16 protein-coding genes are annotated in these 13,888 nt (G+C 56.4%); 9 read left to right on the top strand and 7 right to left on the bottom strand.

The features are described from left to right. Positions 1-55: 55 nt before the first annotated feature. Positions 56-970: a LysR family transcriptional regulator gene (locus tag ACYZTU_RS03365; protein ID WP_461968000.1), complete on the bottom strand. Its 915-nt coding sequence runs from the start codon at positions 968-970 to the stop codon at positions 56-58. Between the two features lie 132 nt (positions 971-1,102). Between ACYZTU_RS03365 and ACYZTU_RS03360 the strand changes: the two genes are divergently transcribed. The 5 genes from ACYZTU_RS03360 (at position 1,103) to ACYZTU_RS03340 (ending at position 3,988) form a co-directional block, all read left to right on the top strand. After that, a complete protein-coding gene (locus ACYZTU_RS03360) occupies positions 1,103-1,873 on the top strand; it encodes an iron-containing redox enzyme family protein (protein ID WP_461967999.1) in 771 nt (256 codons plus the stop codon). After that, complete coding sequence (locus ACYZTU_RS03355; protein WP_461967997.1) at positions 1,873-2,769, top strand: DMT family transporter; 897 nt, start codon at positions 1,873-1,875, stop codon at positions 2,767-2,769. The genes ACYZTU_RS03360 and ACYZTU_RS03355 overlap by 1 nt, the downstream gene beginning before the upstream one ends. Before the next feature lie 19 nt (positions 2,770-2,788). Then, entirely contained in the window at positions 2,789-3,100 is a 312-nt protein-coding gene (locus ACYZTU_RS03350) for a (2Fe-2S) ferredoxin domain-containing protein (RefSeq protein WP_461967995.1), read from the top strand. Positions 3,101-3,129: 29 nt separating this feature from the next. Beyond that, positions 3,130-3,408, top strand: a complete 279-nt coding sequence (locus ACYZTU_RS03345; RefSeq protein WP_461967993.1) for a DUF6953 family protein — start codon at positions 3,130-3,132, stop codon at positions 3,406-3,408. 142 nt (positions 3,409-3,550) lie between these two features. Further along, positions 3,551-3,988 (top strand): excinuclease, encoded by a 438-nt coding sequence (locus ACYZTU_RS03340; protein WP_461967991.1) that lies wholly within the window; start codon positions 3,551-3,553, stop codon positions 3,986-3,988. Between the two features lie 42 nt (positions 3,989-4,030). Here the strand turns inward: ACYZTU_RS03340 and ACYZTU_RS03335 are convergent, their stop codons facing one another. The 4 genes from ACYZTU_RS03335 to ACYZTU_RS03320 form a co-directional block, all read right to left on the bottom strand. Beyond that, positions 4,031-4,474 carry a DUF2846 domain-containing protein gene (locus tag ACYZTU_RS03335; protein WP_046053969.1) on the bottom strand — a complete coding sequence of 148 codons (444 nt, stop codon included), beginning with the start codon at positions 4,472-4,474 and terminating at the stop codon, positions 4,031-4,033. A gap of 341 nt (positions 4,475-4,815) precedes the next feature. Beyond that, complete coding sequence (locus ACYZTU_RS03330) at positions 4,816-5,103, bottom strand: addiction module antidote protein (RefSeq protein ID WP_007943750.1); 288 nt, start codon at positions 5,101-5,103, stop codon at positions 4,816-4,818. Continuing rightward, positions 5,100-5,405: a type II toxin-antitoxin system RelE/ParE family toxin gene (locus ACYZTU_RS03325; protein ID WP_461967989.1), complete on the bottom strand. Its 306-nt coding sequence runs from the start codon at positions 5,403-5,405 to the stop codon at positions 5,100-5,102. The genes ACYZTU_RS03330 and ACYZTU_RS03325 overlap by 4 nt, the downstream gene beginning before the upstream one ends. Before the next feature lie 92 nt (positions 5,406-5,497). Further along, positions 5,498-6,400 (bottom strand): LysR family transcriptional regulator, encoded by a 903-nt coding sequence (locus tag ACYZTU_RS03320; protein ID WP_461967987.1) that lies wholly within the window; start codon positions 6,398-6,400, stop codon positions 5,498-5,500. Positions 6,401-6,566: 166 nt separating this feature from the next. Here ACYZTU_RS03320 and ACYZTU_RS03315 point away from each other — a divergent pair, with 166 nt between their 5' ends. From ACYZTU_RS03315 to ACYZTU_RS03300, 4 genes are all read left to right on the top strand, one after another. Then, a complete protein-coding gene (locus tag ACYZTU_RS03315) occupies positions 6,567-7,796 on the top strand; it encodes an MFS transporter (RefSeq protein WP_461970949.1) in 1,230 nt (409 codons plus the stop codon). A 78-nt stretch (positions 7,797-7,874) separates the two neighbouring features. Continuing rightward, positions 7,875-9,146, top strand: coding sequence for an AAA family ATPase (locus ACYZTU_RS03310; protein WP_461967985.1), 1,272 nt, complete (start codon positions 7,875-7,877; stop codon positions 9,144-9,146). After that, positions 9,143-9,787 (top strand): retron system putative HNH endonuclease, encoded by a 645-nt coding sequence (locus tag ACYZTU_RS03305; protein WP_461967983.1) that lies wholly within the window; start codon positions 9,143-9,145, stop codon positions 9,785-9,787. Before ACYZTU_RS03310 ends, ACYZTU_RS03305 begins: the two co-directional genes overlap by 4 nt. 116 nt (positions 9,788-9,903) lie before the next feature. Continuing rightward, positions 9,904-11,241 carry an IS4 family transposase gene (locus ACYZTU_RS03300; protein ID WP_461967963.1) on the top strand — a complete coding sequence of 446 codons (1,338 nt, stop codon included), beginning with the start codon at positions 9,904-9,906 and terminating at the stop codon, positions 11,239-11,241. A gap of 44 nt (positions 11,242-11,285) precedes the next feature. Here the strand turns inward: ACYZTU_RS03300 and hemE are convergent, their stop codons facing one another. Further along, complete coding sequence (gene hemE / locus ACYZTU_RS03295) at positions 11,286-12,353, bottom strand: uroporphyrinogen decarboxylase (protein WP_282379892.1); 1,068 nt, start codon at positions 12,351-12,353, stop codon at positions 11,286-11,288. A 107-nt stretch (positions 12,354-12,460) separates the two neighbouring features. Beyond that, positions 12,461-13,879: an FAD-dependent oxidoreductase gene (locus tag ACYZTU_RS03290; protein ID WP_461967981.1), complete on the bottom strand. Its 1,419-nt coding sequence runs from the start codon at positions 13,877-13,879 to the stop codon at positions 12,461-12,463. Positions 13,880-13,888: the final 9 nt, after the last annotated feature.

Genomic DNA, 13,888 nt, shown 5'->3' with positions numbered 1-13,888 from the left:
GCCGGGACGATTATGGCCGGGTTGCGTTGAAGGGGATCTGGTGAAGGTGCAGTTATCAGTAGGGTTCTACCTGAGGCGCACAAGCGCCTCCTTCCAACGCAGCTGGGCCCTCGAACTCAGTCTGCAGTAGCGCCAAAAACGCCTCCCGAGCCGGGTGTCGACCTGCGTTTTCATGCCAGTAAAAAAGGTTGTCGATACTCGTCAGTTCCGGGAATTCATATCCTTGCCAACCCGCACTGTGGCGGTATTGCTCATAGATACCGCGAGGTACCAGCGCAACGCCGGCACCGGCACTGACACAACCAACTATGGTGCCATAGCTTGCAATGCTGACGATCGGCAACACCTGATCATGGCGCAACAGCCACTGCTCCAGCGCCAACCGGTACGGACAGCCCGTGGGCCACATGAAAATTTCCTTACCTTGCAGATCCGCTGCTTTGCGTAATGGCCCATGCGACTCGGACGCGATGAGAATTAAATCTTCCCGGTACACCACTGCACGCTCAAGACCGGGGCGTTCAATGTTCACCGCCACGATCACCCCATCAAGTCGGTGATGTTGAGTATCGTCCAGCAATTGAGCCCAAGTGCCGGTGCTCAACTCCAGAGACACCTGCGGGTACAGCGCATGGTACTTGGCAAATAAACGGGGCAGCCGTCCCGTAGCACTAGATTCAATGGCGCCAATGCGCAGTGGACCGCCTGGGGTGTTGTTGGGAGCTACCGCACGCCGAGCTTCATCAGCCAAACCCAGGATCTTCGTCGCGTAATCAAGAAATACCTCCCCAGCAGGAGTGATCCGCAACCCTCGTCCGTCGCGGAAAAACAACGGTGTGCCGAGCTCACGCTCCAGGGACTTGAGACGTGCGGTGATATTGGACGGCACGCAGTGCAGCAACTCGGCGGCGCGCGCGATGCTGCCGAAGTCGTAAACCGTCTTGAACATGCGCAGTTGGGACAATTCCATAGCTCACCCAGAGTGAATGCATAGATCAGTTTAAGTCACTTGTAGTGAGGCTGGGTGTTTTTGATACTTCAACCGGTGCACGTTGCAGTGACGCCGCCGCCCTATCATATCCCTCGATAAGCAGGAGTTTTTATGGAGTTAGTTGAGCGAAAAATCCAGTCCCTCGCCGAAAGTGTTTTCACCCATAAAGCCTTGGATAACGCATTCTATCGACGCTGGATGGGTGGCTCACTCCCCCTGGCCGACGTTGAGGTGTTTGCTCGAAACTACCTGGCCCGTACCACGCTGACCTCTCGTATGGTCGCCCTGTCATTTCTGGGCACTGACAACCTGAATGCTCAGGTTGAAATCGTCAAAGACCTGTACTCCGAGATGGGCTACGGCAACCCGGAAAAGGCCCACCTCGCCCTGTTGGAAAGCTACTTGGTCGACCTTCTCAGCCGTCTCGCTGATCGGCCGTACAGCATGGACGAACTCACGGCTCTGCCTGTGCTGAAAAGCACCCGCACGTTCATCCACGAACAGTTGAGCTTGTTCACCGACGAGGGCCACAACAACAATCCGCGCCATGTACTCGGCACATTGTTGGCTCAGGAATGGCTGGCCTATTCGATGCTCACCCGTTTGTACGAAGGGGCACGCAACTATAAGCACCTGTACGCCAATAACGACGACTTTCATGAACACTGCGAGTACTTCTACATCCACATCGGGGATGCAGAAAAAGAACACAAGATCCAGGCGGTGAAAGCGGCCACTCAAGAATGCACCACCGACCAGCACATAGAGGAAGTCAGCGCTTCGTTCAACCGCTTCCTGATCATCACCGAGCAGTACTGGGACGGTATAGCCCGTGCCATGCCCAGCATGCAAAGTCGGGCTGCGTCGAGGGTTACGACTTAATGAATACAAGGCCCGGCATAAAAATCGCTTTGGCGACGATTTTTGTAATCCTTTGCTGGGCCTATTCCCCCATTGGAATCCACATCGGGCTAAAGGCCTATGAGCCCGGTCATCTCGCGCTGATGCGATTTCTCATCGCATCAACGTTCATGGCTGGCGTCGCATTGGTGATGCCTATTTCCCTGCCTCGCCTGAAAGACCTGCCTCTGCTGGCAGTGCTGGGGTTCTTTGCCGTCAGCCTGCACCACATCGCCCTCAACTACGGCCAACGAGGTGTTAGCGCTGGGGCCGCCAGCGTACTGGCACAATCCACCCCGCTGTTCAGCACGTTATTGGCACATTTCGCGTTCAAAGATAGGGTCAACGGCTGGCAATGGATCTGTGTGCTATGCGGGCTACTCGGCGCCGCGGTGGTAGTCACCGGGGACCGTGGTTTTGGTGAGCTGGACGCGCATGGGCTGTTGATTCTGCTGGCGGCGTTGTCTTGGAGTCTTTATTTCGCCTTGCAAAAACGCCATTCCCATCGTTATGACGGGCTGACGATGGTGTGTTACACCATTTGGTCGGGCACGGTACTGCTGCTTGTATATATCCCGGGGCTGTGGGGCGAAGTACAAAACGCCTCAACTTCGGTCAACCTGGCGGTGCTCATTCTGGGCATCTTCCCCAGCGCCCTTGCGTACCTCGCCTGGGCATACGTACTGGCACAGAGCAACGTGAGCCGCGCGTCCATTTCGCTTTACCTGATACCACCCACAGCGATGTTGATGGCCTCGTTGGTTCTGAGTGAACGCCCTTCTGTCATGGTCATCGTAGGAACGGCCATTGTGCTGACGAGCGTACTTGCCCTCAATCTGGAACCATCGAAAGCCGCAGTTCCTGCCGACAAAGTTTGAACAGAGGTCGTGACCACCTATGAATGACGCAGAAAATCCGACCTTGGCTTACGAACACCATGTGCTGATTTGCACCAACCTGCGCCCTGATGGTCACCGTAGTTGCTCAGGCTCAGGCGCTCATGAACTGCTCAGCGCAGCAAAACGCAAGCTCGCCAAAATGGGTGAACCGGGAACATCGCGCGCCAACGCATCGGGCTGCCTGGGCCGCTGCGACCACGGCACGGTCATGGTGATTTACCCCGCTAACCTGTGGTTCTCGTGCAAGACGCCGCAACAGGTTGAACGCATTCTCGATCAACACCTCTTCCGCCCCGATCAGCAATTGTGAACCAAGGACCGTCAGCAGGAATCCACGCCATGACTTGGACAGATGAAGACATGCGCATCGCCCAATGGATGTTGGCCGAATACCGTAAACAGAACTATCTACCGCAAGCCCTCGCTGCGCGGGAAATCCGTCTGGTGTTCGGCGAAGCTCATGTGTACCTGAATCGCCACGGAAACTGGGCCGTAAACAAGTCGATACTCGAAGCTTTTAAAGCACTGACTGCTGAGTACGTGGTATGGAGCCGAAGCTTTCAACTATGGAGGCCAAGAACCGCACAAGATCCAGCTGGCATGCGCGTGAGCCGCTGACAAGATATCCCGACGAGTGGGAACGATCAGTCAATCCCATCTACACTCGCTGAATCAGACCCGCATGCACCCAGCCTGCTCGAACCGAAAACGCTGATTCGTCACATGACTCGCGGTTCTCTTTCACGTCAAGGAGATGACCATGCAAGTGAACGCCCTAATCGGCGCGTTACTGTTCGGCCTGCTGCCCAGTGCCAGCCAGGCAACCAATCTGATGTACATGCCTTTTGAGACAGTCCTGTCCAATGCGATCCGCGCCGGGCGGCTCGATGGCAGCGTGAGGTTCTACCTGGCCGGCAACGGACCAACGGAGCACCTTCAAGTGTTGCGCACGAATGTCGTCAGCGACTGGCCCACCAATGCCTCCAACAAGAGCGATTTCGATGCCTGTGAGTGGGCAGTGCAATCGACGTTGATCGAGTTGCAAGCAGAGGCAAAGCGGGTCGGGGCGAATGCGGTGATCAACATCGTGAGTTATTACGATCAGCATGTGCGCCAAGACCTGAACACCTATGAGTGCCGGGCCGGAGTGTTTGTGGCGCGAGTAGCGTTGCGCGGGGATTTGGTACGGGTGCAGTGAACGGGACCACCCCTGCGATTTACGCAGAGGTCGCCCAGATGCTTACTGAGCTTGAATCAATTTGCTTTCCGCGACGCCAGCGCGGCCTGTCTTGTCGTCGACAACTTGCAGGTTGTTACGCGCCTTGATGAAGCCCACTTTCACCTCCTGCCAGACAAAGTAGTTCTTGCCGGCTTCTGCGGTGAGTTTCAGTTCAGAATCGTTTTCCGCCGAGGACACCAGGGTCTGTTGACCGGCCGGGACGGATAACATCAGGTAAGACTTGGCGACGGTCTGCCCTACCGGTTTGCCATTAAGTGCAACCGGCATTTTCACGCCTGCACCCATGCTCTCGTTGCGATAAACGTAGATATTGGCTTTGTCCGGGGTGACCTGGAAGGTCTTGGCCTGAGCGTCCTGGCTTTCATCCGCCATTTTTACCGAAGCACAACCACCGGTCAGAGCGGTCAATGCCAGCAACGCGGTGAAGGTTAACTGCTTGAACATCCTGTTTCTCCATTGTTTTGATGAGTCCAGCCACGGTTATCGGCCGTACCCAATAGAACCTTGAAGCTCTATGGCGTCAGCTTGCGCGTCAACAATTCAATCAACGTAACCGCCCCGCTGATCTTCCTGCGCTGGTCATAAATCGAGTCATTCAACGATTTCAGTAACGCCAGAACGACAAAGGGCGCCTTTCGGTCAAACAGGTCGACTTGTCTCGCCCTGTACCTGTCTGGCTCTGCGATGGCTGGTTGCCCAGGATCCTCAGAGTCTCGCAAAGCCCCTTTCGGGAACGCAGGCAGTATTGCTCAAGACCATACCTTTATTTTTTCTTTTAATTTGGCTCAGGTACTGGCGTGTAACTTCAAGCCTAAAGCTTTCACGACTTTAAGGATGGTACCGAACTCTGGATTCCCTTCACCTGACAGGGCACGGTAAAGACTTTCCCGAGAAAGCCCCGCGTCCCGCGCGACCTGAGTCATGCCGCGAGCACGTGCAATGGTCCCGAGAGCCTTGGCGATGAATGCTGGATCATCTCCCGCTTCTTCCATACAAGCGTCAAGATAATTGGCCATGTCCTCCTCGGTCTTGAGGTACTCGGCAGAGTCCCAGCGAGTGAATTGTTCGGTCATGGGTTTTGCTCCTGCCAGGATTTCGCAATTAGCCTGGCTTGTTTGATGTCACGGGTTTGGCTGCTTTTGTCACCACCACAAAGGAGGATGACCAACTGGTTGCCTTGCTGAATGAAATAGACCCGATAACCGGGACCATAGTTGATTCGTGCTTCACTCAACCCTTCTCCGATGGCTTTGACATCACCAAAATTCCCTTCGCACATGCGGTCAATTCGCACCTGGATACGCATCCTGGCGCGGCTATCGGCCAGCTTCAATAGCCAGCCAGAGAATGTTGAGCTTCGAAGGATCTCCGTCATGCACTGAGTGTAGCTCTTGAGCTACACCTGCTCAACCAGGAATCCTGATGAGCAGACATTCGGCAGTCTAGTAATCGATCAATTGCGCGCAGCTATGGCTTCAGCGGCTCAACCTTCCGTGTCAACAACTCCACAAACGCCTTGGCCATCGGCGACTTCTGATCCTTGCGCTGCACCAGCCACACCGCCGACACCGCCTCAGGATCGAGCAGAGGCCGATAGACCACCCCGTCGATGCGCATCCGTTGATAGGACGCTGGTAGCACCGAAACACCCAGCCCCGCGGCCACCAGACCAATGATCGTCATCGCCTCGCCCGCCTCTTGCGCGAAGTGCGGGCTGAAACCGGCATCCCGGGCCAGGCTGAGTAATTGTGCGTACAGACCACTGCCATAGCTGCGTGGGAAAAATACGAAGGGTTCGAGGGCCAGGGCTGACAGAAACAATCCATCTTCGCTGTCGTTCACCAACGGATGCTTGGAGCTGAGCACCGCCACCAGTGGTTCGCGCATCAGCTCCACCACGCTGAGCGAGTCCGGCAACCCGAGCGGCCGCATGATCCCGACTTCGATCGACTCATCCACCAGCGCATCCGCTACCTGGGTGCTGCTCATCTCCCGCAGGTTCAGGTGCACCGCCGGAAATCGCTGACGAAACGAAAAAATCGCCTGTGGAATGGTCGAGTTGAACGGCGCCGACGAGGTGAAACCGATCTTCAGCTCACCCAGTTCACCCAGCTGCGCCCGCCGTGCCACGTCTGCCGCTTTATCGACCTGCGCCAGCACCAGCCGCGCCTCTTCCAGAAATAGCCGACCGGCTTCACTGAGCTCGACCCGACGATTGGTCCGTTCGAACAACCGCGCACCCACCTCTTGCTCCAGCGCCTGAATCTGCTGGCTCAGGGGCGGTTGTGAGATGCCCAGCACCTGGGCGGCGCGGCCGAAATGCAATTCTTCGGCGACGGCGATGAAGTAGCGCAAGTGACGCAATTCCATGAAAACTCCATTAGGTCGTTAAACCTATCAAACAGGTCGAACAATATATTGGATTGAATCATTAGGCAGCTATATGCTTTTTTCATTGCCTGACCGGCTGCGCCCTCCGAGGTCCGAAGTGAAAACTGCTGTCGCTCCACTTGCCCATGAAGTTCCGCCCGCAGCGGTGGAGGATGTTGTCGCCGAATTGAAGGAGATCTACATCGAAAAAGGCACGCCGATGTTTATGCGCACGGTGCTGGCGCTGTTCTCTGGCGGTTTCGCGACCTTCGCTCTGCTGTATTGCGTGCAACCGATGATGCCGCTGTTGTCCCACGAATATTCCATCAACGCGGCGCAGAGCAGCCTGATCCTCTCGGTGGCCACTGGCATGCTCGCCATCGGCCTGCTGATCACTGGCCCGATTTCCGATCGCGTCGGACGTAAGCCAGTGATGGTGACCGCGTTGTTCGCAGCGGCCTTGTGCACCATGGCCAGCGCGATGATGCCGAGTTGGGAAGGCGTATTGATCATGCGCGCGTTGATCGGGTTGTCGTTGAGCGGCCTGGCAGCGGTGGCTATGACCTATCTGAGCGAAGAGATTCATCCACAGCACATCGGCCTGGCCATGGGGCTGTACATCGGTGGTAACGCGATTGGCGGGATGAGCGGACGCCTGATCACCGGTGTATTGATCGACTTTGTCAGCTGGCACACGGCGATGCTGGTGATTGGCGGCCTGGCGCTAATCGCGGCGACGGTGTTCTGGAAGATCCTTCCCGAGTCGCGCAACTTCCGCGCCCGTTCATTGCACCCGCGCAGCTTGATTGACGGCTTCACCCTGCACTTTCGCGACGCCGGTCTGCCGCTGCTGTTCCTCGAAGCCTTTGTGCTGATGGGCGCGTTCGTCACGCTGTTCAACTACATCGGCTATCGCTTGCTGGCCGAGCCGTACCACATGGATCAGGCCTTCGTCGGGTTGCTCTCGGTGGTGTACCTTTCGGGTATCTACAGCTCGGCAAAAATCGGCGCCCTGGCCGACCAACTTGGCCGTCGCAAAGTGCTGTGGGCGACCATCGTGCTGATGATCGCGGGCCTCGCCCTGACCATGTTCACGCCACTGCCGGTGGTGATCATTGGCATGTTGATCTTTACCTTCGGCTTCTTCGGCGCGCACTCCGTAGCCAGCAGCTGGATCGGCCGTCGTGCGATCAAGGCAAAGGGGCAGGCGTCGTCGCTTTATCTGTTCAGCTACTACGCTGGGTCGAGCATTGCCGGTACTGCCGGGGGGGTGTTCTGGCACCTCGGCGGTTGGAACGGGATTGGACTGTTCATTGGCGGGTTGCTGGTGATTGCGTTGCTGGTTGCGCTGAAGCTGGCGAAGTTGCCGCCACTCCAGGGCACCGCACAGGTTTAGCCACAACTGCGGCCTAGCGGTAATCGCGAGCCAAGGTACACTGACGGCATTCGTCAGCCTTGGTAAAGGGAAGCCAGAATGCGCCTGGACCGTCTCCACATTCAGAATTTTCGTTGCTACGAAGATGCCACTTTCGACTTTCAGCCGGGTTTCAATCTGGTGGTGGGAGTTAACGGGAGCGGGAAGACTTCGTTGTTGCAGGCGGTGGCTGTTTCGTTCATCGAATATGCGAACACGATAAAACTGCAGGCCATCGGCCTATCCCAGGACGACGTGCGCTTTGTCATTAACAAATTCGAAGGCCGTAGCCGCTTCGAACGGAGTTTCCCGCTTCTGCTAGCAGCACAGGGAGAGATTCTAGGAGTCAAGAAATGGGAAACCACTCAGGCGGGCGAGCATTTCCCACCCCTGGTAAATGATGCGTTGGGTCTTGCGACAGACAAAGAGCTCGTAACATTCGATCTTGGAGAAAGGGTCGAGTTACCTGTTCTCGTTTTTTACCGATCTAATCGTCAGTGGAAAGGCGAAAATATTTCAGCCGAGTCTGCGGCACAACAAAAAATCTCTCGCCTAGACGGATACACGAACTGGTTTGATGCTGTTACCGACTTAAAAGACTTCGAAAGCTGGCTTATCGGCAAGACACTCGAACGAATGCAAAATTTGTTGGATGCAAAATCGGCACTGTCCACATTCGATGACGAATTGGCGTGGGTCAATCAAGCAATTGAGATAGCTTTGCCGAAAACGAAAGACCTTCGCTACGACCTTAGACTTCAAAGCTTGTTGATCGATGTTGAAGGAGAGAAAACCATTCCCTTCAACAATCTCAGCGACGGCCAACGCGGCATGGTCGCGCTCTTTGCTGATATCGCCCGCCGCATGTGCATTCTCAACCCGCACATGGGCAAGGACGTTCTAAAAAACACTTCAGGTGTCGTCATCATCGACGAACTGGATATTCACCTCCACCCAGCCTGGCAGCGCAGTATCGTTCCAGCGCTGAAAAAGGCTTTCCCAAAAGTCCAGTTCATCGCCGCCAGCCACTCACCACAAATCATCGGCAGTCTGAAGCCCGAAGAAGTCATTGTGCTGAATAACGGCGATGCGTCCCACCCACGGGTCACCTACGGCTTGGACTCCAGTAGCGTACTTGAAGAAGTCATGGACGTTGCGCAACGCGAGCCCGAGATTGAAAAACTACTTTCAGAGCTGTTTTCAACCCTAGAAGACAACGACCTCAAAAAGGCGAAGTTGCAACTTGAGGCGCTGAAGAAAGAAGCCCCTGATCTTCCTGAGTTCGCAGGAGCCGAGGCGTTGATCAGGCGCAAGGAGATCCTCGGTAAATGAAACGAGTGCTCAAAGGAACTGAACCCGCTTCATTTACAGAATGGAAAAACTCAGCAAATGATGAGTGGAGTCCGACTTATCCAACGCTGCAAAACCCGCAAAAGCGGGATCTGCACAACAGCTTGTTGCTCGAACAAGGATTCTTTTGTTGTTACTGCGGCAGAGAAATGGATGCTGGCAGCAGTCATATCGAGCATTTCAAACCTCAAGAGCACTATGAGGAACTGGCATTGGAGTATCAAAACCTCCATGCCTCCTGCCTACGTGAGACAAAGCCCGGAAATCCATTGCACTGCGGCCATCGCAAGGGCAACTGGTTTGACGAAACGCAGTACATCTCTCCCATGGATGAGCAATGTGAACTACGTTTCCGTTATCTACGCACGGGCGAAATCCAGCCGACAGATTCTGATGACTTGCCGGCAACGAAGATGATTGAAGTGCTGGCGCTAGACATTGCTTACCTCAACAATCGTCGTCAGAACACAATCCGACGATTGTTCGATGACGAATTCATCACACAGGCCAGCAATGAAGACCTGACTCGCCTCGTTACTGTCATTCGCTCTGCCGAGGTCCGCGACCAAAACGCTTTCGACCACGTCATCGCCCGTTACGCCGAACAGCTCCTCGGACTCTGAAATAAAACACAAACAAAAACGCCCGGCATAAGCCGCAATGCTGTTCACTTAAGGATTGTTGACTAATTCTCAGGCAGCAGGAAAATCCGGAATCTGATAAGGATTCCGGATTTTTTATGTCTGTTGCTCAGGATTTAAGTGCTGTTCTGGACTTCGCTGAACAGCCACTCTCACGCCTTGAGGTGTTCACCGATCACATTCCTCAGGATTGGATCACCGCTGCGGCCGCTCTGGCGGACAAAGCGACTATCCGACGTCGACGCCTGCCTTCGGACATGGTCCTTTGGCTGGTAGTGGGGATGGCGCTTTTCAGAGGAGAGCCAATAGTTGAGGTCGCTCGCCGACTCAATATCTGTGCCGACGGCCTTGCCAATGAAGTGCTTTTGGCCAAAAGCGGCCTGTCTCAGGCGCGCCAGCGCCTGGGTAACCAGCCCGTGGCCTGGCTGTTTCAGCAGTGCGCCAATACCTGGGGATACGAGCGCTACCCGCAAGACGACTGGCACGGCCTTCAGGTTTTTGCCGTCGACGGTGCCTTGTTTCGAACCCCGGAAACGTCATCATTGCGCGAACATTTTGGCTCCGGCAATACCTCCTCCGAGCGTCAAACTCCCTATCCGGTGCTGCGCCTTGTTGCGCTGATGAACGCCCGCTCTCACATCATCGCCAATGCGGCTATCAGCCCTTACCGCAAGGGCGAAATCCCGCTGGCCAAGGACTTCGTCGAGACCATACCCAATCATTCGGTGACACTGCTGGACAAAGGTTTTTTCAGTGCAGACTTGTTGTTGAGCATCCAAAGTACTGAGAGAAACCGGCATTGGATGATCCCGGAGCGCAAAGGTACGGTTCGTACAGAGATTGAACACTACGGCGATGGTGATTACCTGGTACAGATGAAAGTCTCGCCGCAGGCACGCAAGAAGAACCCACTTTTGCCTGAGTACTGGCAAGTACGGGCCGTCACCTATGAAGTCGAAGGGAAAGAAAAAACCGTCTTCACCTCGCTGCCGGCCTCACACTTCAGCGCCGAACAGATCGCCAGCCTTTATCACGAGCGATGGGAAATAGAGCTGGGCTTCAGGGATATCAAAAGCTCGATGCAAGACAATGCCTTGACCCTGCGCAGCAAGACCGTGGATCTGGTGTATCAAGAGTTGTGGGGACTGTTACTGGCTTACAACGTGGTACGTCGGGAAGCCAGCCAGGCGGCGGTTGCTCATAAGCGAGCGCCGAGCGAAGTGAGTTTCAAGTTTGCCTGTCGGCACATCGCCAGCCATCTCGTCGTCATGGCTGGAGCAGTGTCGCCGTCACACACACCAAGACGTCTGGAAGAGCTTCGCGGCAGCATCGGTGTGCTTTTCATAACAAAACGCCCCAGACCGGCGAGGCCCAGGGCGGTGAAGATGTCAAAAACCCGGTATCCGGTTAACCGCAAAGCTGCTCCGCTTAAGTGAACAGCATTGCGGCATCAGCCGGGCGTTTTTTTATCGGGCGACGATCACTCGTGATACTGCGCCGACAGTTCATGCACCGCGCGCAGGAAGGCGCCAGCGTGTTCCGGATCGACTTCAGGCGTGATGCCATGGCCGAGGTTGAACACGTGACCGCTGCCCTTGCCATAGCTGGCGAGGATTCGGCCGACTTCGGTGCGAATGGCTTCTGGTTTCGCGTAGAGAACGGTCGGGTCCATGTTGCCTTGCAGGGCGACTTTGTTGCCGACACGCTGGCGGGCTTCGCCAATGTCGCAAGTCCAGTCCAGGCCAAGGGCATCAGCGCCAGCGTCGGCGATGCTTTCGAGCCACAGGCCGCCGTTCTTGGTGAACAGGATGACCGGTACCTTGCGGCCTTCGTGTTCACGGATCAGGCCGCTGACGATCTTGCGCATGTAGGCCAGGGAGAATTCCTGATACGCCGCAGACGAGAGGTTGCCGCCCCAGGTGTCGAAGATCTGCACCGCTTGCGCGCCAGCCATGATCTGGCCGTTGAGGTAGCTGGTGACCGACTGCGCGAGCTTGTCCAGCAGCAAGTGCATGGCTTGCGGGTTGTCGTAGAGCATGGCCTTGGTCTTGCGGAAGTCTTTCGACGAACCGCCTTCGACCATGTAAGTGGCCAGGGTCCATGGGCTGCCGGAGAAGCCGATCAGCGGCACGCGACCGTTCAGTTCGCGGCGGATGGTGCTGACCGCGTCCATGACGTAGCCGAGGTCTTTGTGCGGATCAGGGATCGGCAGGGCTTCGACGTCGGCCAGGGTGCTGACGACTTTCTTGAAGCGCGGACCTTCACCGGTTTCGAAGTACAGGCCTTGGCCCATAGCATCCGGGATGGTCAGGATGTCGGAGAAAAGGATCGCCGCGTCCAGTTGTGGGTAGCGGTCGAGCGGTTGCATCGTGACTTCGCAAGCAAACTCCGGGTTCATGCACAGGCTCATGAAATCACCGGCCTTGGCACGGCTGGCGCGGTATTCCGGCAGGTAGCGACCGGCCTGACGCATCATCCAGACAGGCGTGACGTCTACGGGTTGCTTGAGCAGGGCGCGAAGGAAACGGTCGTTCTTCAGGGCAGTCATGTCGGCATCCGGAAAAAAAGTACGGGCATTTTCTCAGAGCTCGACGCAAAAGGCACGGCAAGAGCCGTGCCTTTTGTCTATCGGGTCAATTTGTCGCGGTGAAACGATCAGACGCCCAGGTAATCCAGGATCCCTTCGGCGGCGTTGCGGCCTTCGAAGATCGCCGTTACCACCAGGTCGGAACCGCGAACCATGTCGCCACCGGCGAAGATTTTCGGGTTGCTGGTCTGGTGCTTGTACTGACCTTGTTCCGGTGCCACGACGCGGCCCTGGCTGTCGGTCTGGATGCTGTGCTGTTCGAACCACGGCGCCGGGCTTGGACGGAAACCGAAGGCGATGACCACGGCGTCGGCCGGAATGATCTCTTCGGAACCCGGGATCGGCTCGGGGCTGCGACGGCCACGGGCGTCCGGTTCGCCGAGACGGGTCTCGACCACCTTCACGCCTTCAACGCGGTCTTCACCGACGATGGCAATCGGCTGGCGGTTGTAGAGGAATTTCACGCCTTCTTCCTTGGCGTTCTTCACCTCTTTGCGCGAGCCCGGCATGTTCGCTTCGTCACGACGATAAGCGCAGGTCACCGACTTGGCACCCTGGCGAATCGATGTACGGTTGCAGTCCATCGCCGTGTCGCCGCCACCGAGCACCACAACCTTCTTGCCTTTCATGTCGACGAAATCTTCCGGCGACTTTTCAAAGCCCAGGTTGCGGTTGACGTTGGCGATCAGGAAGTCGAGCGCGTCATGCACGCCCGGCAGGTCCTCACCGGCAAAGCCGCCCTTCATGTAGGTGTAGGTGCCCATGCCCATGAACACGGCATCGTATTCTTCGAGCAGTTGCTCGACGGTCACGTCCTTGCCCACTTCGGTGTTCAGGCGAAACTCGATGCCCATGCCGGTGAAGACTTCGCGACGATTGCTCAGCACGGTCTTTTCAAGCTTGAACTCGGGGATACCGAAGGTCAGCAAACCACCGATTTCCGGGTTCTTGTCGAACACCACCGGGGTTACGCCGCCACGCACCAGCACGTCGGCACACCCCAGGCCCGCAGGACCTGCGCCGATGATCGCGACACGCTTGCCGGTCGGCTTGACCTTGGACATGTCCGGGCGCCAGCCCATGGCGAATGCGGTGTCGGTGATGTACTTCTCGACCGAACCGATGGTCACTGCGCCAAAACCGTCGTTGAGGGTGCAGGCACCCTCGCACAGACGATCCTGCGGGCATACCCGGCCACAGACTTCCGGCAAGGTGTTGGTCTGGTGCGACAGCTCGGCGGCCTGAAGGATGTTGCCCTCGGCCACCAGTTTCAGCCAGTTCGGAATGAAGTTGTGCACCGGGCACTTCCATTCGCAATACGGGTTACCGCAACCCAGGCAGCGGTGGGCCTGATCGGCCGAATGCTGGGGTTTGAAGGGTTCGTAGATCTCCACGAACTCTTTCTTGCGTTGACGCAACAGTTTCTTCTTCGGATCTTTGCGCCCGACATCGATGAACTGGAAGTCGTTATTCAGACGTTCAGCCATTGTTAAAAC

Source organism: Pseudomonas sp. HLT2-19-2, from assembly GCF_054898005.1.
This window is presented reverse-complemented; position numbering and strand designations above follow the sequence as displayed.

What these genes read in the sequence shown, in the direction of transcription:
- ACYZTU_RS03365 (WP_461968000.1), bottom strand. Translation starts at nt 970, where the DNA reads ATGGAATTGTCCCAACTGCGCATGTTCAAGACGGTTTACGACTTCGGC.
- ACYZTU_RS03360 (WP_461967999.1), top strand. Translation starts at nt 1,103, where the DNA reads ATGGAGTTAGTTGAGCGAAAAATCCAGTCCCTCGCCGAAAGTGTTTTC.
- ACYZTU_RS03355 (WP_461967997.1), top strand. Translation starts at nt 1,873, where the DNA reads ATGAATACAAGGCCCGGCATAAAAATCGCTTTGGCGACGATTTTTGTA.
- ACYZTU_RS03350 (WP_461967995.1), top strand. Translation starts at nt 2,789, where the DNA reads ATGAATGACGCAGAAAATCCGACCTTGGCTTACGAACACCATGTGCTG.
- ACYZTU_RS03345 (WP_461967993.1), top strand. Translation starts at nt 3,130, where the DNA reads ATGACTTGGACAGATGAAGACATGCGCATCGCCCAATGGATGTTGGCC.
- ACYZTU_RS03340 (WP_461967991.1), top strand. Translation starts at nt 3,551, where the DNA reads ATGCAAGTGAACGCCCTAATCGGCGCGTTACTGTTCGGCCTGCTGCCC.
- ACYZTU_RS03335 (WP_046053969.1), bottom strand. Translation starts at nt 4,474, where the DNA reads ATGTTCAAGCAGTTAACCTTCACCGCGTTGCTGGCATTGACCGCTCTG.
- ACYZTU_RS03330 (WP_007943750.1), bottom strand. Translation starts at nt 5,103, where the DNA reads ATGACCGAACAATTCACTCGCTGGGACTCTGCCGAGTACCTCAAGACC.
- ACYZTU_RS03325 (WP_461967989.1), bottom strand. Translation starts at nt 5,405, where the DNA reads ATGACGGAGATCCTTCGAAGCTCAACATTCTCTGGCTGGCTATTGAAG.
- ACYZTU_RS03320 (WP_461967987.1), bottom strand. Translation starts at nt 6,400, where the DNA reads ATGGAATTGCGTCACTTGCGCTACTTCATCGCCGTCGCCGAAGAATTG.
- ACYZTU_RS03310 (WP_461967985.1), top strand. Translation starts at nt 7,875, where the DNA reads ATGCGCCTGGACCGTCTCCACATTCAGAATTTTCGTTGCTACGAAGAT.
- ACYZTU_RS03305 (WP_461967983.1), top strand. Translation starts at nt 9,143, where the DNA reads ATGAAACGAGTGCTCAAAGGAACTGAACCCGCTTCATTTACAGAATGG.
- ACYZTU_RS03300 (WP_461967963.1), top strand. Translation starts at nt 9,904, where the DNA reads ATGTCTGTTGCTCAGGATTTAAGTGCTGTTCTGGACTTCGCTGAACAG.
- hemE (WP_282379892.1), bottom strand. Translation starts at nt 12,353, where the DNA reads ATGACTGCCCTGAAGAACGACCGTTTCCTTCGCGCCCTGCTCAAGCAA.
- ACYZTU_RS03290 (WP_461967981.1), bottom strand. Translation starts at nt 13,879, where the DNA reads ATGGCTGAACGTCTGAATAACGACTTCCAGTTCATCGATGTCGGGCGC.